This is a genomic window from uncultured Turicimonas sp. (assembly GCF_902477955.1).
GTDB lineage: Bacteria > Pseudomonadota > Gammaproteobacteria > Burkholderiales > Burkholderiaceae_F > Turicimonas.
This window is the reverse complement of sequence record NZ_CABSJB010000020.1, coordinates 16,608-36,452: the sequence shown is the minus strand read 5'-3', so window position 1 is coordinate 36,452 and position 19,845 is coordinate 16,608. Positions and strand designations below refer to the sequence as shown.

17 protein-coding genes are annotated in these 19,845 nt (G+C 40.7%); 10 read left to right on the top strand and 7 right to left on the bottom strand.

What is annotated here, in order from left to right; all coding sequences use genetic code 11:
• Positions 1 to 21: 21 nt before the first annotated feature.
• From ilvD to RDK53_RS07225, 3 genes are all read right to left on the bottom strand, one after another.
• Positions 22 to 1,680 carry a dihydroxy-acid dehydratase gene (ilvD, locus tag RDK53_RS07235; protein ID WP_308513953.1) on the bottom strand — a complete coding sequence of 553 codons (1,659 nt, stop codon included), beginning with the start codon at positions 1,678 to 1,680 and terminating at the stop codon, positions 22 to 24.
• Positions 1,681 to 1,763: 83 nt separating this feature from the next.
• On the bottom strand, positions 1,764 to 2,102 hold the full coding sequence (locus tag RDK53_RS07230; RefSeq protein ID WP_308513952.1) for a C40 family peptidase: 339 nt from the start codon (positions 2,100 to 2,102) through the stop codon (positions 1,764 to 1,766).
• A gap of 275 nt (positions 2,103 to 2,377) precedes the next feature.
• Positions 2,378 to 2,740 carry a hypothetical protein gene (locus RDK53_RS07225; RefSeq protein ID WP_308513951.1) on the bottom strand — a complete coding sequence of 121 codons (363 nt, stop codon included), beginning with the start codon at positions 2,738 to 2,740 and terminating at the stop codon, positions 2,378 to 2,380.
• A gap of 566 nt (positions 2,741 to 3,306) precedes the next feature.
• Here RDK53_RS07225 and RDK53_RS07220 point away from each other — a divergent pair.
• The 5 genes from RDK53_RS07220 to RDK53_RS07200 all read left to right on the top strand — a co-directional run bounded on the left by RDK53_RS07220 (position 3,307) and on the right by RDK53_RS07200 (position 7,729).
• The gene (locus RDK53_RS07220) at positions 3,307 to 4,017 is read left to right on the top strand and encodes a nucleoside recognition domain-containing protein (protein ID WP_308513950.1); all 711 of its coding nucleotides are present in this window, start codon (positions 3,307 to 3,309) and stop codon (positions 4,015 to 4,017) included.
• A 14-nt stretch (positions 4,018 to 4,031) separates the two neighbouring features.
• Positions 4,032 to 4,508, top strand: a complete 477-nt coding sequence (locus RDK53_RS07215; protein ID WP_308513949.1) for a YjiG family protein — start codon at positions 4,032 to 4,034, stop codon at positions 4,506 to 4,508.
• A gap of 13 nt (positions 4,509 to 4,521) precedes the next feature.
• Complete coding sequence (gene iadA / locus RDK53_RS07210; protein ID WP_277037055.1) at positions 4,522 to 5,667, top strand: beta-aspartyl-peptidase; 1,146 nt, start codon at positions 4,522 to 4,524, stop codon at positions 5,665 to 5,667.
• Positions 5,668 to 5,743: 76 nt separating this feature from the next.
• Complete coding sequence (locus RDK53_RS07205) at positions 5,744 to 6,760, top strand: LysR family transcriptional regulator (RefSeq protein ID WP_308513948.1); 1,017 nt, start codon at positions 5,744 to 5,746, stop codon at positions 6,758 to 6,760.
• A 60-nt stretch (positions 6,761 to 6,820) separates the two neighbouring features.
• On the top strand, positions 6,821 to 7,729 hold the full coding sequence (locus tag RDK53_RS07200; RefSeq protein ID WP_308513947.1) for a DMT family transporter: 909 nt from the start codon (positions 6,821 to 6,823) through the stop codon (positions 7,727 to 7,729).
• Here the strand turns inward: RDK53_RS07200 and RDK53_RS07195 are convergent.
• Complete coding sequence (locus RDK53_RS07195; protein WP_308513946.1) at positions 7,722 to 8,447, bottom strand: DUF554 domain-containing protein; 726 nt, start codon at positions 8,445 to 8,447, stop codon at positions 7,722 to 7,724. The two genes, RDK53_RS07200 and RDK53_RS07195, sit on opposite strands and share 8 nt — an antisense overlap.
• 1,691 nt (positions 8,448 to 10,138) lie before the next feature.
• On the opposite strand from RDK53_RS07195, the gene RDK53_RS07190 reads away from it, so the two are divergent.
• Positions 10,139 to 11,380, top strand: a complete 1,242-nt coding sequence (locus RDK53_RS07190; protein ID WP_308513945.1) for a dicarboxylate/amino acid:cation symporter — start codon at positions 10,139 to 10,141, stop codon at positions 11,378 to 11,380.
• A 317-nt stretch (positions 11,381 to 11,697) separates the two neighbouring features.
• Here RDK53_RS07190 and RDK53_RS07185 read toward each other — a convergent pair whose 3' ends face one another.
• Positions 11,698 to 12,162 carry a peroxiredoxin gene (locus tag RDK53_RS07185; protein WP_308513967.1) on the bottom strand — a complete coding sequence of 155 codons (465 nt, stop codon included), beginning with the start codon at positions 12,160 to 12,162 and terminating at the stop codon, positions 11,698 to 11,700.
• A gap of 107 nt (positions 12,163 to 12,269) precedes the next feature.
• Positions 12,270 to 13,487 (bottom strand): hypothetical protein, encoded by a 1,218-nt coding sequence (locus RDK53_RS07180; protein ID WP_308513944.1) that lies wholly within the window; start codon positions 13,485 to 13,487, stop codon positions 12,270 to 12,272.
• Positions 13,488 to 13,631: 144 nt separating this feature from the next.
• On the opposite strand from RDK53_RS07180, the gene RDK53_RS07175 reads away from it, so the two are divergent.
• Entirely contained in the window at positions 13,632 to 14,048 is a 417-nt protein-coding gene (locus RDK53_RS07175; RefSeq protein WP_277041476.1) for a dCMP deaminase family protein, read from the top strand.
• Between the two features lie 38 nt (positions 14,049 to 14,086).
• Here RDK53_RS07175 and RDK53_RS07170 read toward each other — a convergent pair whose 3' ends face one another.
• Complete coding sequence (locus RDK53_RS07170; protein ID WP_066592347.1) at positions 14,087 to 14,461, bottom strand: hypothetical protein; 375 nt, start codon at positions 14,459 to 14,461, stop codon at positions 14,087 to 14,089.
• Positions 14,462 to 14,981: 520 nt separating this feature from the next.
• Between RDK53_RS07170 and RDK53_RS07165 the strand changes: the two genes are divergently transcribed.
• The 3 genes from RDK53_RS07165 to RDK53_RS07155 are packed head-to-tail and all read left to right on the top strand — an operon-like array spanning position 14,982 to position 19,834.
• Positions 14,982 to 18,107: a molybdopterin-dependent oxidoreductase gene (locus RDK53_RS07165; RefSeq protein ID WP_308513943.1), complete on the top strand. Its 3,126-nt coding sequence runs from the start codon at positions 14,982 to 14,984 to the stop codon at positions 18,105 to 18,107.
• A 13-nt stretch (positions 18,108 to 18,120) separates the two neighbouring features.
• Positions 18,121 to 19,053: a 4Fe-4S dicluster domain-containing protein gene (locus RDK53_RS07160; protein ID WP_308513942.1), complete on the top strand. Its 933-nt coding sequence runs from the start codon at positions 18,121 to 18,123 to the stop codon at positions 19,051 to 19,053.
• A gap of 10 nt (positions 19,054 to 19,063) precedes the next feature.
• Complete coding sequence (locus tag RDK53_RS07155; protein WP_308513941.1) at positions 19,064 to 19,834, top strand: cytochrome b/b6 domain-containing protein; 771 nt, start codon at positions 19,064 to 19,066, stop codon at positions 19,832 to 19,834.
• The last annotated feature ends 11 nt before the right edge of the window (positions 19,835 to 19,845 follow it).

Sequence of the window (19,845 nt, the reverse complement as noted above, 5' to 3'; positions counted from 1 at the left end):
CTCCCTTAGTTATTTTAGATTTTATGAAAGAACAGCGCCTGAAGTTCCGGAACTGACAAGTTTGGAATATCTTGCCAAATAGCCGGTTGTAATCTTAGGCTGTCTTGGCTTCCATTTGGCTTTTCTCTTTTCCAACTCTTCGTCTGAGAGTTCAACTTCAATTTTGTGTTCCGGGATATTGATGAAAATGATGTCTCCTTCTTCCAACAATCCAATCGGACCGCCAATGGCAGCTTCAGGAGAGACATGTCCAATCGCCGCGCCGCGAGTAGCACCAGAAAATCTTCCGTCGGTAATAAGGGCTACGGAAGAGCCTAAGCCGCTGCCGATAATGGCTGATGTCGGAGAAAGCATTTCACGCATACCGGGGCCTCCTTTAGGACCTTCGTAGCGGATGACAACAACGTCTCCGGCTTTAATCTTTTGATCCCAAATGGCTTTAATGGCTTCTTCTTCGGAGTCGAATACTCTGGCCGGACCTTTATGAACCAGCATTTCAGGAGCCACTGCAGCTCTTTTTACGACACAGCCGTCCGGGGCTAAGTTGCCGAACAAGGCAGCAATTCCACCCGTTTCACTGTATGGATTGTCGATAGAACGAATAATTTCAGGATCTTTAATCTCGGCATCTGCCAAATTCTCTTCAATAGTCTTGCCTGTCACGGTCATTAAATCTGTCTTCAGAAGACCTTTCTTGGCAATTTCCTTCATAACAGCAGGAATGCCTCCAGCCTCGTTGAGTTCTTCAATAAAGTGTGAGCCGACAGGAGAGAGGTGACAAAGGTTCGGAGTTCTTTCGGAAATCTCATTGGCCAAATGCATATCCAATTTAATGCCGCATTCATGAGCGATGGCCGGCAAATGAAGCATGGAGTTGGTGGAACAACCAAGAGCCATATCCATTGTCATAGCATTCATGAAAGCATCTTCTTTCATGATGTCGCGGGGAAGGATATTCTTCTCTAGCAACTCCATGATCTTCATACCGGTTTGTTTAGCCAAACGAATACGAGCACTCATAACTGCAGGGATTGTTCCGTTGCCGGGAAGTGCCATTCCGAGAACTTCTGTCAAACAGTTCATGGAGTTAGCTGTAAACATGCCGGAACAAGATCCGCATGTCGGACAAGCCTTATGTTCAATTTCTTTAAGCTTTTCTGCATCAATTTTGTCTGTTTTGAATGCGGCGACACCTTCAAAGGCAGAAACCAAAGACAATTTCTTCTTACCGATAGTCCCGGCGCTCATTGCGCCTCCTGAGACGAAAATTGTAGGAATATTAAGTCTGGCAGCAGCCATTAAAAGTCCGGGAACGTTCTTATCGCAATTAGGAACCATCACAAGGGCGTCTAAGGCGTGAGCAATTGTCATAGCTTCAGTGCTGTCAGCGATAAGTTCACGGCTGACCAAAGAATACTTCATACCTTCGTGGCCCATGGCAATGCCGTCACAGACAGCGATTGCAGGAAATACGATTGGAACACCTCCGGCCAGAGCAACGCCTTGTTTAACGGCATCTACGATTTTGTCCAGATTCATATGTCCCGGAACAATGTCGTTTTTGGAACTTACGATTCCAATTAATGGCTTTTTAAGTTCTTCGTCTGTTAATCCCAATGCGTATAACAAAGAACGATGAGGAGCTGCCTCAGGTCCTTTTTTGATTTTGTCACTTCTCATATTTTTTCCTTGAGTTAGGTATCAGCTAAGTAGTTCAAAAATATCAAACCAATTAAGCAAAAAAGCTAAAAGTTACTATATTTTTAATAAATAATGCGACGGAAACCAACCACCCGAGGTTTCCAGTAGACTCCGTTCATTGACTCCAAACGAACATGAGAGCCGGAAGAGGGCGCATGCAAAAAACGGCCTTTATCAGCAACGAGACCGGTATGGAGGCGTCTTCCAATTTTAAATACAACTATATCTCCCAATTTTGCATCGGCTCTTTTTATTTTTATCCCCGCTTTTGATTGATCTTGGGTACGTCTTGGGACAGTGATGCCGTGAGACTGATAAGCCCAGTAAATAAGGCCCGAACAGTCAAATCCTTGAGAAGGAGAAGCTTTGCCGTAAGAATATTTTTTTCCGATTTGCGACATTGCTGTCTCGAGTACATTTGAGCCGGGAGTACCGTCGTACTCTACCGGTGCATAACCGGAAATGGTGGAAGAATTAAAAATAGAACAACCGGCCTGAAACAAAAAGAGCAAGGAGAGAATAACTAACCTTGCGGTGTGTAATACTTTCTGCCGGTAACTTTTTGACAAAACTTCATGCATTCGAAAATTATAATCGGGAAGAACAGCAGAAAAGGCCAAGCACGATGAAAAGTGATTGGCCTTTTTGAAGAAAATTCCGTTAATCTGAGCAGAAATTATTTTTGTTCAGCTGCAGGAGCTTCAGATTTCTTTTCCTGAGCAGCGGGAGCTTCTGTCTTTACTAGGAAAGTAGCTAATTGGCAAAGCTTTTCGTGAAATTCTTTCTTAGCATTCAAGTTAAACGGAAGACCGGTTTCTGTGAATGTCTTCAGTACAGAATCAAAGTTAGTGAAGATGTCGCCGCGGTTGAAAGCTTTTTCATGAACGACTCCAACCATATCGCACCAGGCGAATGTAACTTGGAATACTCCGTTAACTCTTTCAATTGTTCTTAAAGAAACGTCACCCGGCTTAAGCGCTCTGTTTTTTTGTTCTTCAGGAACTTCAACTTTGAAATAATCTGCAGAAGGTCTGCCCATTTTTTAGTCTCCTATTTAATAATCAGGATTAGTGAGAACAAAGATAATAGTGCAGAGCTTTCAATCTGGCAAATCACCACTCTGGTTTCCGTTCAAATATTAAGAAGCAATCAAAATAGTTTTTTCATGACAAAGGAAGAAAAAGTACATAGATTTTTTCTGTGTGTGCGATAAAAACTACTTTTGCTATCTGAAAAATCTCAAGAAACAACCCTTATCAAGACTTCTTCAAATAGAAAGTTTCTTAATTTTTTATAGGGTATTTGCTTAATACTATGTATATATAAAATACTCTAAAAAAAAATAAAATATTTTCTATCTATTTATTTTACAAAGATAATTTTTATTTTGAATGATATGTATATATCTTTCAACATTTAAATTTTTAATTCTCATGCTATTAGATAAAACCTGAATAGATAATAAGGACTAAAGCTTACATAATTCACTTGTTAGCATTTTTTGCTATCGGTAAGGGGGGCTTATAGATCGCATTCTGCGGCTCTTCCATTACACATATAAATAAGTCCTTCTATTTTTCATCTCTACTTTTAACAGGAATTGATATGGCTTCAACTGCTAATACTCCAAAACCTGAAATGGACGGCTGGAGAAGTGAGAAGGTTACCATCGGTAATTACATCTCTCTTGCAATCGCTATTGTCTTCTTCTCAGGTGTTTGCGCATCTACTCACTGGTGGGGTATCTTCGACTTCACTACATTGAACGGCGGCTTTGGTAAGTTGGTATCCGGTGTTTCTCAGAACGCTGACGGTATTCACACTGCCATGGCTAACTTCCGTGGTAAAGGCGGTTCCGGTGCTATTGACGGCTTTATGTTCGCTTTAACATTGGTCCCAACAGTTATGTTCGCCCTGGCCATGATCACCATTTTCGATCACTTTGGTGCTTTGAAGGCTTGCCGTCAATTACTTACTCCGATCCTCAGACCGTTGATTGGTGTTCCGGGAGCCGCCGGCTTGGCTCTTATTGCTTCTCTCCAATCTACTGACGGCGGCGCTGCTTTGACACGTCAGTTAAAGGACGACAACGTTCTTACAGATAGAGAAATCAATAACTTTGCTGCTTTCCAGATGACTGCTGATGCTTGTATTACAAACTTCTTCTCATCCGGTGCGGTTCTTTTCACATTAGTAGCCGCTGATGGCAAACCTGCAGTACCAGTAAGCTTGGGCGTTTGCTTAGGCGTTCTTCTCGTTGGTAAGGTATGTGGTGCCAACCTCATGCGTTTAATCCAATTACGTTCTAAGAAATAAGAAGGAGAGAGATAATGTCTAGTAGTCCAAACTCTAAACCAATGGTCACCGACGTTTTCGTTAACGGTGCTATTCAAGGCTGGAACATTGCCACACACTCCACAATTCCGAACGTTTTGATGGCTTTCGTTATCATTCGTATCTTGGACGTGTCCGGTCTCCTCGCTTTAATCGGTACAGGCCTCGGACCAATCATGGGTATCTTCGGTCTTCCCGGTGAAGCCGCAACTATTTTGCTCGGCGGATGGATGTCCATGGGCGGTGGCGTTGGCGTAGCTGTTGCTTTGTTCGACAAGGGCGCTATCAACGGTCAGGAACTCGCAATCTGCATCCCAGCTATCTATTTGATGGGTTCTCAGGTTCAGTACATGGGCCGCTGCCTTGGTGTTATCGGCATCAAGGGTGCTGACATGCTCAAGATCATGGCTGTTCCTCCGATCATCGCCATTTGCTCTCTTTGGATCATGAACATTTTCGTTCTCGGTTCATAATTAGGAGTCTTGAATGCCAACCGGATATTTGTTTAGAAACGCAGAAGTTTACGCACCAGAACACTTAGGTCGTAAAGACATCCTGGTAGTAGGACAAAAGATTATCGCTATCGATGATCACATTGACGCTAAAGTACCGGGACTTGAAGAAGTTGATTTAGAAGGTGCGATTGTTACCCCAGGTTTGATTGACCAGCACATCCACGTCACCGGAGGCGGCGGGGAAGGCGGTACAGTCACTCGCGCCCCTGAACTCAATTTTTCTGAATTAGTTGAAGCAGGTATTACATCCTTTGTCGGTGTTTCTGGTACCGACAGCGAAACTCGTCCTATCGAAGCCCTTATGGCAAAAGTAAGAGCTTTAACTAAGGAAGGTGCTTCTGGCTGGATGTGGACCTCAAACTATCGCTATCCTCCGACAACCGTTACCGGTGATGTTCGTAAGGATCTTCTGACAATTCCGGAATGCTTGGGTGTGAAGATTGCAATGGGAGACCATCGTTGCTCATTCCCAACAACTCAAGAAGTTCTTCGTGTTCTTTCTGATTGCCGAGTAGGCGGCATGATTTGCGGTCACGATTCTTACTTGCATGTACATTTAGGTGATCTGCCAATCGCATTCCCTGCATTTATGGAATGCGTAAAGATGGGAATGCCTATCAAGCATATTCGTCCGACACACGTAGGTCGCCATAAGGTTGTTTTCGAACAAGCTATTGAATTTACCAAAGCCGGCGGATACATTGATATCACAACCAGCGGCGGAAATTACATGGGTGATGCCTCTGACGCCTTTGTAATGGCTCTCGAAAACGGCGCTCCAATCGATCGAATCACTTTCTCTTCTGACGGTCATGGCTCCATGCCAAGATTTGATGAAAAGGGTGAAATGGTTGGCTTGGCAGTTTGCAAGGTATCTGACAACTTGCTTATCCTCCAGAAGTTAGCTAAGAAGATTGGTCTTGAAAAGGCCCTCTTGCCTCTCACAAGAACAATTGCTACAGCCCTTTGCTTAGAAAACAAAGGTACTTTGGAAGCAGGTAAAGATGCAGACTTGCTTGTTATGAACGCTGAACACCAACCGGTTCATCTGTTCATGAAAGGCAGACAAGTCATGAAAGACTCTAAGGTTATCGTCAAAGGTACTTTTGAAGTCTAGAACTCTTTGAGTTAATTGCTAAACGGATCCTTCGGGGTCCGTTTTTTTATAATTGCGCTAAACGTTGGGGGCAGAAGTGAATGTAAAAGAGAACTTAAAAGTTTGGCAACTGTTATCGGAAATCAATAAAACCGGTAACTTAACTGATGCCTCAAAATCTTTAGACATTCCTTTGTCGAGGGCCTCAAAACTAATAAATCAGTTAGAAGAGGAACTTGGCTATACCATCCTAGATCGCTCGAAAAAACCGGCTCTCTTAACATGGGAAGTAAAGAAGCTCATGCCCTATGTTCAGCGACTTCTGTGCAATTGGAAATTTATCAGCAGTCATGAATTTATTAAGGGGACCGCCGTTAGAAAGAATTTGGAATACTCTTTAACCGTCAGTTTTCCGGTTAATTCAGACGGCACCAAGTTCATTAATTCCTTGACTCATATTTGCAGGACAAAGTATCCGAACCTTCAGCTCCAATTTACATCAGATTGCGGGGAGACAGGTTTACTTAATGGAACCGCCGACATTGCTTGGTTCGGGTACCGGCCAAAGCATGAAGAACTGTTCTGGGTTCCGAGCGGATATCAATTTACCTTTCCAATGGCGTCAAAAAAATATAAGAAAAGATTTGGTATCCCCAAAGACATTGAAGAGCTGAAAAATCACACCATTCTCATGAGACAGATGTCCAACGGCTCTTATTATCCAATTCTAGAAAACGGCCAGCACAGCATTGACTTAAGTTCTTACTCTCAGGTATTTCTTGGGGATGCCTCTGTCTGTAAAAGAATGCTGATCCAAGCAGAGGGCATTGCTATCGACATCGGAGCAAGCTTCGTTGATGAAGAGCTTGAGTCAGAAGAAGTTTTTCCGATTTTGACCGGCTGGCACCGTCCTCCATGGCCAATTTCTATTGCTTGCCGAAAAGAAAATAAAAACGAAAGAATTGTGCAAGATATCATAGAAATGATTCGAGATTGGTATACACGTCCCGGGCGAGACCACTGGATTTATTGGTATAAAAGGCTACAGATTCCCTCCGAGAATCTCCCAGGAATCTATCTTCCGTTCGGATGGCGTAAGGAATTAAATCAATAACCATCCAATTCCAGTAATTATTTGTTTTTTCAGACTAATACAAGATTAATAAAAACAATTATGTCTAATTCTTTAAAAGGCGTTCTTCTGGCTTCTTTTGCCGGCTGGTGCTGGGGCTCTATGGCCGTCTGCGCTCAATACTTATTCAATTCTTGTGGTTTTGTTTCGTCAGACTTAACAACACTCAGACTTTTCGGCTCCGGTGTTTGCCTTTTATTGCTTTATGCAATTTCCACCAAAAGCAATATTTTTGCTCCTTTTAAAGATTTTAGAAACTTAAGAGATGTAGTTGTATACGGGATTGGTGTCCTCTTGATTCAATGGACTTTCTTCAAAGCGATTTCCGTAAGTAATGCCGGAACTGCTGCCATCATGGTTGGCTTTGGTCCACTATTCATTATTTTTTATTTCGTTCTAACGAAAGGAAGAAAACCGAGCCTCAAAGAAATTATCTGCTTAGCATTAGCATTGGTAGGTGTCTTTCTTCTTGTTTCAAAAGGGAATTTTGAAATTTTTGACTTGTCCTGGGCGGGTGCGCTTTGGGGATTAGCATCGGCAGCATTCGGCGCTTTTTGTACTGTTCAGCCAAAGCAAGTTATTGAAAGAGCAGGGGTTTCTTTTGTTGTCGGCTGGGGAATGCTCATCGGAGGTTTAATTGCTATGTGTTTTACCTCTCCGTTCAATGACAATGCACAGTGGACAATTCCAGCCATTCTTGCTTATGCCCAGATCGTTCTTTTCGGAACAGTAGCGGCTTTCTGGTGTTATCTTAAAAGTACGGAATTTGTTCTCCCATCCATTTCAGCAATCCTTGGCTCCTTTGAGCCGTTCTCGGCAGTTCTCTTATCCGTTATTTTCTTGAATTCGTCTTTTAATACTTATGAACTTATCGGCGGAACGGCTATTGTCGCCAACATGATTATCCTAGCTTGGCCCAAAAAACTCAGCCGAGAAAGACGATCTAATTAAACCAAGGAAGATAGGCAAAAAGCACAGCTACTAGAAGAACGGGAAGCATATTCGCCACTTCGAACTTTTTACCAAAAATTAGATTCACTCCAACGCAAAAAATCAAAATAGATCCGGTCATTGATAGATAATCAAGCGCCTTGGAAGTCAATACCGGTTCAATAAAAACTGCAAGAAGCGTAATTGAGCCTTGAAAAATTCCTACGGGAATCGCTGAGAAGGCACAGCCAATGCCAAGTGATGCGGTTAAAATCAAAATAATGACGAAATCTAATACTGATTTCGCCAGTAAGATGGATATATCTTGATTTATTCCGTCTTGAATTGCGCCAACAACCGCCATTGCACCAATACAAACCGTCAAAGAAGAAACGACAAAAGCGGTTATGAAATTATTATCATTTTGTCTGTTGGCTTTAGCTTTTAGAAACTCTCCGAATTTCTCGATTTTTTCTTCAAGTTTGCAAATCGTTCCAATTAACGTTCCAATAGCATAACTCAGAATGATCACCATGACGCCGGAAGAGGAAAGGTGAGTTCCTTCAACCTTAAGCATTTGTTCAAGGCATCCTGCAATTCCTATAAAAAGAGTGCAAAGTCCGCATGCAGAAATCAGTGCATTTTGATTTTCTTTTGACAAATGCTTTCCGAAAAACGTACCAAGTACGCCGCCACAAACAATGGCAAAAATATTAATAATAGTACCGAGTCCAAACATTTTTATTTTGGGAATTGAGTTCTATTAATTATAGAAAATTACCTTTATAAGTAAGATTCAATCTGATAAGTGATTACGATACACCAATATATAGTGAATATATAAATTTAAAATAATAACAATAAGTAATTTAGCAATGTATAAAACAAACAAGTAATAATTTTAGCTTTTAAAATTTGAAATATTATAAAAATAATGTTTTCTATTTAATATCTATTTGTTCTTAATATTAATGTTATTTATAAGTTTTATTTGCCTCCATAAAATACTTAATTTAGGATAAATATTTTTAATAAACAAAGAGGAAAAGGATAGGGGACAGACCAGTAATTTTCATAGACCAATTCTATTAGAATTATATATCTTAATGTTTTTTAAAGAATTATTAATTATATCCACAATTCTACACCTTTCCTTTAGATTAATATCATAACTTGTTGTTTTTGAAATACTTTATTTTCGATAGAACAAAAACAACTCAACCAATAGTAAATACCTAATGAAACTTTAACTTGATTCATTACCATGACATCAATTAGAGTAAATAACAAAACATTTATGGATAGTTAGATTTAATTAAAATCTTTTTAAAAATTATTCAAAATGACTAGAACAACTAAAACGGCTTAAATATAAGCTCACCTAATCCATGACTAATAATCTCCATTACATCAGATGGAGTCATTGCTTAATATTTCAACAAAATTTTTAAATAAAATTTAAGAATAATCTGACTATTAAAAATAATCTTTATTAACGATTAAATAATAAATAACAGAGAAGAAACATAAAATAAATATTGTTAAAACAATCCTCATAAATAAAGAGAAAGGACTTATAAGAGAAATAAAAATAATTCAAAACAGCTTATAAATTTATGAGAAGAAAATTAAAAGAAACAACTATGAGGCTACTAAGAAGAAAATTCCCTCAAAATTACTATTAACTCAACATAACTACTATTATGTTGAGTTGAGTTTAGGCCTAAAAATGGTTCAATTTTTATCTTTTTCTTCTCTTTATGAAATCTAAAAAATTTAAAAATAAACTTTAAATATGTGAAAAAATATCTTTTATCTTTTAAAAAAAATCTCAAAATATTAAAAATTTTTGCTTTCTATCGGGCTGGTTAGCTCACTAGTTAAATTTTTTCTAACCTCCATAAAAACTGATGAACTTTCTTGTCTTTGTCAGTCTTCTGAAATTCTTTCAATATAGAGTTTAATTTTTTCTGTTCTGTCCATATTCTGACAGTTGATTTCTCACCAATAAAAATATGGGATTTGTATGCGTTAATTCAATCCTTTATAAAACCCTTCAAAAACTTTCGCTTTATTTTTTGTCTAATTTCTTATAAAAATTAAAACATCTTCTGATAGCCAATTGATTTATGAAAATATTTATTCTAAATTTCATGACTTTCTAAGCACTTTTGTCTCTTATTTTTATTATTAAAAGGCTTATTCAAAAATCACTTTATTTTCCAAATAGAGAAGATTTTTTCATAAAGCGAAATTTTATTATCTAATAGTAGTTTTTATACAACTGACTTTGTACTTAATTCAAATTAATAAGGACCCTTTTGCATTTCTCTCACCAAAAATAGGTAATCACACTGAAATAGATTTATCATAGTTACTAGTTGTAAAGAAAATTACAATTATTCCTGATAAACCCTATTGGAGAAAATTATGGCTAAAAAATCATTTTGGCTAGGTTTGCCAATGCAAATGATGTACGGTCTGGTACTCGGTGTCATCGTGGGTACCATTGTTTCTACAGAATTTGCAACAACTTGGCTTCAACCCCTCGGTCAGCTTTTCATTCGATTGATTCGAATGGTAGTAGTTCCTCTTGTTATTGCCACTTTGATCGCCGGCGCTGCAGGACTTGGTGATGCAAGTAAGATCGGATCAATTGCTGTAAAAACAATTTTAATCTTTGCTATTACAACAGCAGTAGCTGTTACCATTGGTTTGATTGTTGCAAACTTTATGGATCCGGGACTTGGCCTTTCAATTTCCGTTGAAGGACTCAAGGCAAAATCTGCAACCCCACCTCCACTTTCTAAAGTCTTGATGGAAATTGTTCCAATCAATCCAATAGATGCCTTTGGTAAAGGCAATATGCTTCAGGTAATTTTCTTCTCCATCTTTTTTGGTTTCTGTATTTCCGTTATGGGCGAACCAGCTAAGATGTTGACAGACTTTTTCCAAAAAGTCGGTGATGTCATGATCCGCATGACCAACTATGTAATGCTTTATGCTCCTATCGGTGTATTCGGCCTTATCTCTTACACAGTTACTAAACACGGATTGGCAGTTTTGTTGCCTCTCGGAAAATTAATCCTTTGCGCATTTATCGCTACTGTAATTTTTGTCGTTATTACCTACTTGCCTTTGGTCAAGTTGATCGGCATGAGCATTTCAAAATTCTTGAAAGGAGTTTTCGAACCATGGTTAATCGCTTTTACCACCTGCTCTTCCGCTGCTGCTTTGGCTATCAACCTTGAAAGTACAAGACAATTAGGTTCTTCGAAAGCAATTGCCTCTTTCGTAATTCCTCTTGGAAACACCATCAACATGAACGGTACTTCCATTTACATGGGCGTAACCGCAGTATTCGCTGCTCAGGTTTTCGGCATCGATCTTACAATGACTCAACAGTTTGAAATTGTACTCATGGGTGTTCTTGCAGCTGTTGGTACAGCAGGTGTTCCGGGAGCCGGTTTGATCATGACAACTCTAGTTTTCACAGAAGTTGGTATTCCTCTTGAAGCCGTTGCCTTGATCGCTGGTGTTGATAGAGTTCTCGATATGATCAGAACTTCTGTAAACGTCCTCGGTGATAACCTTACTGCCTTAGTAGTTTCCAAACTCGAAGGTACACTCGGTACAGAAAAAATGGATAGCGACTCTCAGTTAGCTAGCTAATTCAAAATAAGTAAATAGGACCTCGCTTTTGCGAGGTCTTTTCTTAAGTTGAGTAAAAAAATTGTTATAAGATTCCGCTTTCTTGGTATCCTAGAAGATGAAGCAATTTTTTAAAAGACAATGGATTTACTTTCTTCATTTAACAATTGGCTCCAGACTTTTCTATATGAAATATCTAGTGACCTTGACCTAACGGACTTCTTTGTCGGTCTGCAAGATGACATGAATTTCTTTTCTTACTATCTTGATGAAATTCTTGACACAATTAAAACTCTCGCCCGCATTTTTACAAGCGGCATCCTCTTCTAACTTAATTTTCAGACACCAAGATCTTTAATTAGCTGATCTACATGAGTTTTTGAATTCACCTTTCTATATTCATGGGTAAGAATTCCGAGCTCATTTATTACAAAGGTAGATCTCTCGATACCAAGATATTTCTTACCATACATGTTCTTCAACTTCAGAACGCCATATTCTTTACAAGCGAATTCTGTCGGATCAGAAAGCAAAGTGAAAGGTAATTCTTTATTCAATTTAAATTTTGCATGACTGGCAACAGAGTCTCTTGATACTCCTAAAACCACATACCCAGAGTCAGTAAATTTTTTAAGGTTCTCTTTGAAACTTAGAGCTTCAAAAGTGCAGCCGGAAGTATTATCTTTTGGATAAAAATACAAAATTACTTTTTTTCCTAAAAGATCAGCAAGACTAAGTTCACCTCCTGTATCCGTTGATAAGGTAAATTCAGGAGCTTTTTCACCAACAACTGCTCTATTCATTGCAGCGATTTTTTCAAGATCTACAGGATTCTCGTTTTTATTTAAGTGGCACATTTCTTGTCCTTAAAGCAAAGGCCTGTAAAAACAGGCCTTCTAAAAAGTTAAATTTATTTATTCAATTCGTTTTTAGGAATAATCGGTTCTGAAATCTTCTCAGCTTCAGCCGGTTTGATTGTTTCATTCTTCGTAGAAGCGTTTCCCAAAATAATAACACTATCTTCCGGTTTCTTATCTTCCTTAATAGTCTTATTATCTAATTTAACATTTTGTTTTACTTCTTTTTCGTTATTCCCTTTTAAATTATCAACTGGTTTTTCTAAAGGTTTTTCAAAGGAATCAAAACCTGTTTTTAAATTATCCTTTTTTTCTTTTATCTCTTCTTTTACTGAGTTAAATTCTGATTTTATTTTAGAGTTATTTTCAGTTTTTTCCTTAGGTTTAATTTCTGCCATAATATCTTTTTTTACGTCCGGCTTTACTTCTTTTTCTGTTTTTTTAGTAAATCTTTCGAAACCAAAACCAAAGCCCTTTTTCTGTTTTGGTTCCTCAGAATTCTTTACTTCCGGAGCTGTTTTAGAAGAGTTGTCGAGCTTGGAATCAACACTATTTTTTTCGTTCTTGACAACTTCTTTTTTCAACGCAGGTTCCTTATCCCCTACTTCGTTGCTGAGTTTTTTCTTTTTGTCAATAGGAGCTCTGAAAGCATTGATATAAAGAATGAAGCTCAATAAGGCTGCAAGCCCAGAAGCTACTAAAACAAAATACCATTCAGGGAAATTAAATGTCAGTCTCAGGATATTTAACGGAGTATTAGTTGGATGGAAGAACCATATGGCTCCTGACAATGTACTCCAGAAAACCAAATTAAAACCAAAAACCCATCGAGAAGCAGTTCCTCTTCCGTTAATACAGCAGATGGAGAAACCCAACAAGAATAAGATGAATGTCACAACTGCATTTTCTACCTGTAAGAAACCAGCCCATCCGGTAATAAATTCAGGATGCTTCATAGCCGGTTCAGGAGCTTGATAAGTATCAGTTATTTGTAATGAAGGTTCACTTTTTGCCTCAGTTAAAGCAGATTTTTGAAGCATTTCTACTTTTGGTACTTCAACTTTATTTTCTGTATTTACTGTATTATTAGATGCAGGAACTTCAATAGTATCCGGAACCTTTTGAAGCAAAGCTGTAGCTGTTTTATTTAGAATTTGAATTTGTTTTTGTTCGGGATAAAAAATATTTTCTCCTTTCACATAAAGAAAATATCCAAATAATGAATGAAGAAGCATTCCGATAAAACAGATTAAGGCAAGTAATACTTTCATAGCTAGACCTGTAAGAAATATTTTCATAAGGTTAGCACACTGACTATTTCCGGAACCTGCACAAAATCCATTTTGAACCGTATTTTTGAGGCTTTCGGCCCAAATTGCTAAAATGCGTTTTGTTTTTCTTTTCAGAGAGAAGAAATGGATATCAAAAAAGATAACGCCATGTACATGGAGATTGCGCTTCTAACTTCAAAAAGAAGTTATGCGAAGCGTCTCAAAGTAGGTTGCGTGATAGTAAAAAATCATTCCATTATTTCTTTCGGCTGGAATGGAATGCCCACCGGTTACGATAATTGCTGTGAGGATGAAGTGGACGGAAAACTTGTCACTAAGCCGGAAGTCCAGCACGCTGAACTAAACGCTATCGCCAAACTGGCTCAGAATGGCTATTCGTCCGAGGGGGCAAAAATTTTTATAACTCATAGCCCATGCCTCCACTGCTCTCTTCTTATTCAAAAGTGCGGGATAAAAGAAGTGTATTACCACACCACTTACCGAAGCTCAGACGGAATTGAATTCTTAAAAAAATCAGGGATTAAAGTCGAACAACTCTAAAAAAGGCTCCTTTAGAGCCTTTATGGGAAGAGAGTTTATTACTTGGTTAGCTTATCTTTAAGAGTTTTCACCCCCTCATTGACCATATCATTGAATTGACCAAAGGTGATTCCAGAATACTTTTCTTTCGTCTTTTGGACCGCCTGATTAATCATGTCGCGGATCTCTCCTTCAGTTATTCCGCTGTATTTTTCTTTGAACTTAGCCAAAGAAGCAGCAATTAAGTCATTAAGCTCGCCTTCGGTCACATCACTTTCTTTATCCAGAGCTCTGGGATCCTGAACGAATTTACCTACTGCTGTTGCGACCAAATTTGAAAGACCTTCTACTCCTTGTCCGCTTTCTGCAAGATATTTCATAGCGGCATCGTTCAACTCTTCCGGCACTGAAACGTCCCATTTAACTAGTGACATCTTTATCTCCAAAAACCGTGAAAAAATTTCACATTAATGAGTAAATAATAAGAAAGATGAGCCGTAGATCTCTTACTTATTCACCAAAAAGAGTTATTCAATTCAACAAATAATTAAGGGTTTTCATCAATAATCTACTAAGTGTTTTCCTTAATACAAAAGCAACACTTCTGGCGAAAGGAGAGGGAAAAATATTTTAATTTGTATTATCAATTGTAATTTTAGATTTCAAAATTCATCCGTTTAGATAGGAAGATCATCCGTACTTGAATGATCAACAATACCCTCCTCTTTTTATAAACTCCTTGGCTTTCAATCAATCTAGACGGATTCTCTATCTAATGAGGTATATATTTTTATAACTCTTAATAATTGCCCATTAAGCCGAGTGGATGATTGTCTGTTTGAATATTCACTTTTATAGTTTCTTGGAATAGTTGGATCCCCCAACACTACTATCGTCTGAGGCAAATTCCACCCCCTTTTTTGGAAGCACCTCGGAAAAGGAATTCTAGGCATTATGCAAACTACACGAAGACATTTTCTGAAATCGTCTGCAGCATTTAGTCTTGCTTCTGCTGCCTTCAGCGCAAAAGCTGCCGGCAGATTTGTACCAGGGCAAGTTAAACCTTGGAAGCTGCACGATACACAAGAGTTCTTGAATATTTGCTGCTACTGCTCCGGCGGATGCGGCACAATTTGTTCTGTCCGAGATGGAAAATTAGTAAACATCGAAGGCGACCCCGATAACCCCTGCAACTTAGGCGGCCTTTGCCCGAAGGGTTCTGCCTTAACAGGTCTGAGAGACATTGTTTCTCCGAAACAGAAACTTATTGATCACCCTTATCGTCTGACACAGCCTTTGGTTAGAAGACCGGGTTCTAAGGAATGGGAACCGATCTCTTGGAGCCAGATTATTGACGAAATCGCCCGTGCAATCAAAAAGACACGTGACGAATCCTATACAACTGTTGAAAACGGCGTTACTGTAAACCGCTGCGAAGGTATTGCCAGCTTCGGCGCTGCTCAGCTCAATAACGAAGAAGGTTACTTGGTTCAGAAGTTTGCACGTTCTTTGGGTGTCGTTCAGATCGATAACCAAACTCGTGTTTGCCACTCCTCTACAGTTTCCGGCTTAGCTCCTTCCTTTGGCCGTGGTTCTATGACCAGCCACTGGTGCGACTTCCAAAACTCAGACGTCATTCTTTCCATCGGTGCTAACAACGTGGAAAACCATCCATTGTCTTCCCGCTGGGTTCATAAGGCAGTTGATAAAGGCGCTAAATGGATTGTTGTTGACCCAAGATTCAACAGAACTGCTTCTCAAGCCGATATTTTTGCTCATATCCGTCCGGGTACAGATATTGCCTTCTTCGGCGGTATGATCAACTACATCCTCTCTAACAACCTTTATCAGAAAGAGTATGTCAAGGCCTATACCAACGCCACATACCTTATCAACAAGGACTTCAACTTTGACGTTGACGACGGCTTATTTACTGGTTGGGAAGATAAAGAACACGCATACGACAACAGAACATGGATGTACCAAACAGAAGAAGTCATTCCATGGGATTCTGAACCGGGTGCCAACGGCGCATGGATTAACAACCCAGGCGTTCCAAAATTTAATGCTCCTGCATTGAAAGTACCTAAGAAAGATCCGACCTTACAGGATCCGCACTGCGTACTTAACTTGATGGCTAAGCATTACTCCCGCTACACACTTGAAAAAGTTTATGAAGTTACAGGCATCGATCCGGAATTGCTTGAACTCATTTACAAGACATACACAGCTTCCGGCGCACCGGAAAAGAGCGGCAACATTCTCTACGCCCTTGGTCAAACTCAGCACTCCTATGGTTCTCAGAACTGCCGTATCATGTGCGTTGTCCAGCTTCTTCTTGGTAACGTTGGCGTTGCCGGCGGCGGCATCAACGCATTGCGCGGCGAACCAAACGTTCAGGGTTCAACCGACATCGGCGCCACAATGGACTTCACACCGGGATACTTGGCATGGCCAATCTCTCAGAAGCATCCGACATTAAATGCCTACTTGTCTGCTGAAACATATGCAGCTGGTTACTACATGAACAAACCAAAATTCATGGTTTCCCTGCTGAAAGAATGGTTCGGTGAAAACGCTACAGCTGAAAACGATTACTGCTATGACCTCCTGCCGAAGCGCTCCTTGAAGCACAACGACAGTACAATTCCTTCCTTCCAGTATATGAACGAAGGACAGGTTAAGGGATATTTGGTCTGGGGTATGAACCCGGCTCACTCAGCTTCCAACGCCAAGTTCACAAGGCATGCAATGGCTAAGCTTGATTGGCTCGTTGTTGCAGACTGGTTCGAAACAGAAACTGCTTCCTTCTGGAAAGCTCCGGACATGGATCCGTCAAAGATCAATACTACCGTCTACATGTTGCCGGCAGCTTTGATTTATGAAAAAGAAGGTTCCATTAATAACTCCGGCCGCTGGATGCAATGGAGACAGAAAGCCATTGAACCGCAGGGTCAGGCTAAGAGCGACTTCGAAATCCTTTCTCGTTTGTTCCTTAGAATTCGTCAGATCTATGCTAACGAAGGCGGTGCAAACCCAGAACAGATTCTTAAGGTCAACTGGAACTACAGAGACCCAATGGGCCATCTCGACGTTAAGAGCGTTTCTCACGCCCTCAATGGCTACAACACCAAGACTGGCAAACTCCTTGACGGCTATCATCAATTGACAGCCGACGGTTCAACAGCCTGCGGCGACTGGATTTTCGGCGGCTTCTACAACAATGAAGTTGCTAAGTGGGATCCGATGGAACAGCCATGTGCACGCCGTTCCTTAAATGACCCATCCGGCTTAGGCCTCTACTCCGAATGGTCCTTCTCCTGGCCGGCAAACAGAAGAGTTCTCTACAACAGAGCTTCTGCTGACCCACAGGGAAAACCATGGAATCCAAACAAGATGCTTGTTTCTTGGAACGGAGAAAAATGGGTTAACAACGACGTCGGCGACTTCGTAACTTCTAAGGTTGAAAACGGTAAAGTTGTTCAAGTCCCGCCAAATGACAACGCCTTCTTTATGACTTGGGAACAGCACTCCAGATTGTTTGCTTACCCGATGAAAGATGGTCCGATGCCAGAGCACTATGAACCGTATGAATCTCCTGTCAAGAACCTTCTTAACGGAAGAAATGACAGCCCAATGGTTCAGTTCACACAGTGGAAGAATGTTCAACGCGGTAACGCTGAAGAGTTCCCGATTGTTGCAACAAGCTACTCCATTACAGAACACTGGCAGAGCGGTACACAAACAAGAAATATTCCTTGGCTTGTTGAGGTACAACCTCAGCCATTCGTTGAAATCTCCGAAGAATTGGCTAAAGAAAAAGGCATTAGAAACGGCGACAGAATCAGAGTCTTTAACAAACGCGGTTCTATCGTAGCCTGGGCAATGGTAACAGTACGTCTCAGACCTATGACTGTTAACAATAAACCAGTTCACACAATCGGACTTGTTCACCACTGGAGCTGGGCATCTGCCTTCTCAACCGGTGACACAATGAATGATTTGACACCAAACGTAGGCGATCCAAACTCTTATATTCCTGAATATAAGGCATTCCTCGTTAATGTTGAAAAAGCCTAAGGAGGTAAAATAAATGACTACTAAATATATTAATCAAGAAGTAGCAATGCTTTATGACTCCTCCAAGTGCACAGCATGTAAAGGATGTCAGATTGCTTGTAAGCAATGGAACGTTTTGTTCTCACCACTCGGTTTGAACGAAAACAAGTTCACAGGAAGCTACCAAGCTCCTATGGACTTGAATGGAAGCAACCGTTTGATCATGACTTTCAAAGAAAAGAGAACTGAAAGCAAGGTCAGACCGGTGGAATGGGCTTTCGGAAGACGCTCCTGCTTCCACTGCACAGAAGCTGGCTGCGCCATGGTCTGCCCGACCGGTGCTCTTAAGATTCAGCCTAACGGTGTAGTTTCCGTTAACAAAGATATCTGCATCGGCTGCCAGTACTGCCAGATGGCTTGCCCGTTCGATGTTCCACGTTACTACGGCGTTGGCGATGACACAGCCAAGATCGACAAGTGCACAATGTGCTGGGATCGTCTTGAAAACGGTATGAAACCAGCTTGTGTTTCCACTTGCCAACCGGGCGCCCTCCACTTTGGTCCTCGTGATGAGATGATCAAGCTTGGTAAGGAACGTGTTGAATTCATGAAGTCCAGAGGCTATGACAAAGCTGAACTTTACGGCGAAAAAGAAATGGGCGGTCTGCACATTCTCCAAGTCTGCAAGTTTGGTCGCGAAGCTGCCGATCTTCCGGCAGATCCGAAGCTCTCTCCAATGGTCTCCATGTCTCAGCTCTCCAAACCGGCTGCCGGACTTGCTGCCATTGCAACAGCTGGCGGCTTAGCAGTCTCCTTGATTGCTGCTATCGGCTACAGACGCAAGAAACTGTCTGTTGAAGAAGCACGCAAGACATGGACAGCACGTCAACGTACAGAAGGCGACAAGCTTGTTGTTGACGAACTCGACAAAATGAAAAAAGATCAAGCTGATCAAGAGTCAAAATAAGAGGTAAATCATGGTTGAAAAATATATCAAGAGACATTCTTTTCTGGCTCGTTTCACCCACGGAACAGCTGCCGTCTGTTGTATTCTGTTAATTTTCAGCGGAATCTTTGTTTTCGTCCCTGCTGCAAACGCTTGGGCCGGTCCAGAGTTCACAATTGCGATGAGATGGCTGCACCGCTTGGCTGCTATTCCATTCATCCTCGTGCCGTTGTATGCCTTCTTCTTCTCCTTGAAAGGAGCAAAGCATTTGTTCTGCCAGAACATTTTTGGAAAGTGGGATGAAGACGACTACATCTTCGCTAAGAAGTTCCTTCCATACTTGTTCGCTCCAGGCAAAGTTCACATGCCTCCTCAGAGAGAAGTTAAGAGTATGCAGCGCGTTGCTGACGGCACCTTGTTGTTCGCCGGTATCTTCGCAGCCATCAGCGGCATGATCATGTGGCTCAACACAGGTCTGCTCCCTGGCGGTGAATGGGCTATCCATTTCTCCCAGACAACATTGTTTGTTGCTAAGACAGTTCACATCGTTGCTTTCTTAGTCTTCATCGTGTTCGGTTTGGGTCACGTTTACCTTGGCGGCGGCATCTTCCAGCCGTACCGTGGTACAGCCCGCTTGATGTTCGGCGACGGTAAAGTCAGTGAAGCTGATGCAGCTTATCACTGGGGCTACTGGGCCAACGTCAAGATCGCTACTGGCGAAGACGTCTCTGAAGAACAGAAGAACGATCCTGATCCGGTTCTGATCAAAGAAGCTCAAGCCGGTGTAAAAAAGGCCAGATAATCAAAAGTTAA

Coding starts and splice junctions, on each gene's coding strand:
- ilvD (WP_308513953.1), bottom strand. CDS start 1,680: ATGAGAAGTGACAAAATCAAAAAAGGACCTGAGGCAGCTCCTCATCGT.
- RDK53_RS07230 (WP_308513952.1), bottom strand. CDS start 2,102: ATGTCGCAAATCGGAAAAAAATATTCTTACGGCAAAGCTTCTCCTTCT.
- RDK53_RS07225 (WP_308513951.1), bottom strand. CDS start 2,740: ATGGGCAGACCTTCTGCAGATTATTTCAAAGTTGAAGTTCCTGAAGAA.
- RDK53_RS07220 (WP_308513950.1), top strand. CDS start 3,307: ATGGCTTCAACTGCTAATACTCCAAAACCTGAAATGGACGGCTGGAGA.
- RDK53_RS07215 (WP_308513949.1), top strand. CDS start 4,032: ATGTCTAGTAGTCCAAACTCTAAACCAATGGTCACCGACGTTTTCGTT.
- iadA (WP_277037055.1), top strand. CDS start 4,522: ATGCCAACCGGATATTTGTTTAGAAACGCAGAAGTTTACGCACCAGAA.
- RDK53_RS07200 (WP_308513947.1), top strand. CDS start 6,821: ATGTCTAATTCTTTAAAAGGCGTTCTTCTGGCTTCTTTTGCCGGCTGG.
- RDK53_RS07195 (WP_308513946.1), bottom strand. CDS start 8,447: ATGTTTGGACTCGGTACTATTATTAATATTTTTGCCATTGTTTGTGGC.
- RDK53_RS07190 (WP_308513945.1), top strand. CDS start 10,139: ATGGCTAAAAAATCATTTTGGCTAGGTTTGCCAATGCAAATGATGTAC.
- RDK53_RS07185 (WP_308513967.1), bottom strand. CDS start 12,162: ATGAATAGAGCAGTTGTTGGTGAAAAAGCTCCTGAATTTACCTTATCA.
- RDK53_RS07180 (WP_308513944.1), bottom strand. CDS start 13,487: ATGAAAGTATTACTTGCCTTAATCTGTTTTATCGGAATGCTTCTTCAT.
- RDK53_RS07175 (WP_277041476.1), top strand. CDS start 13,632: ATGGATATCAAAAAAGATAACGCCATGTACATGGAGATTGCGCTTCTA.
- RDK53_RS07170 (WP_066592347.1), bottom strand. CDS start 14,461: ATGTCACTAGTTAAATGGGACGTTTCAGTGCCGGAAGAGTTGAACGAT.
- RDK53_RS07165 (WP_308513943.1), top strand. CDS start 14,982: ATGCAAACTACACGAAGACATTTTCTGAAATCGTCTGCAGCATTTAGT.
- RDK53_RS07160 (WP_308513942.1), top strand. CDS start 18,121: ATGACTACTAAATATATTAATCAAGAAGTAGCAATGCTTTATGACTCC.
- RDK53_RS07155 (WP_308513941.1), top strand. CDS start 19,064: ATGGTTGAAAAATATATCAAGAGACATTCTTTTCTGGCTCGTTTCACC.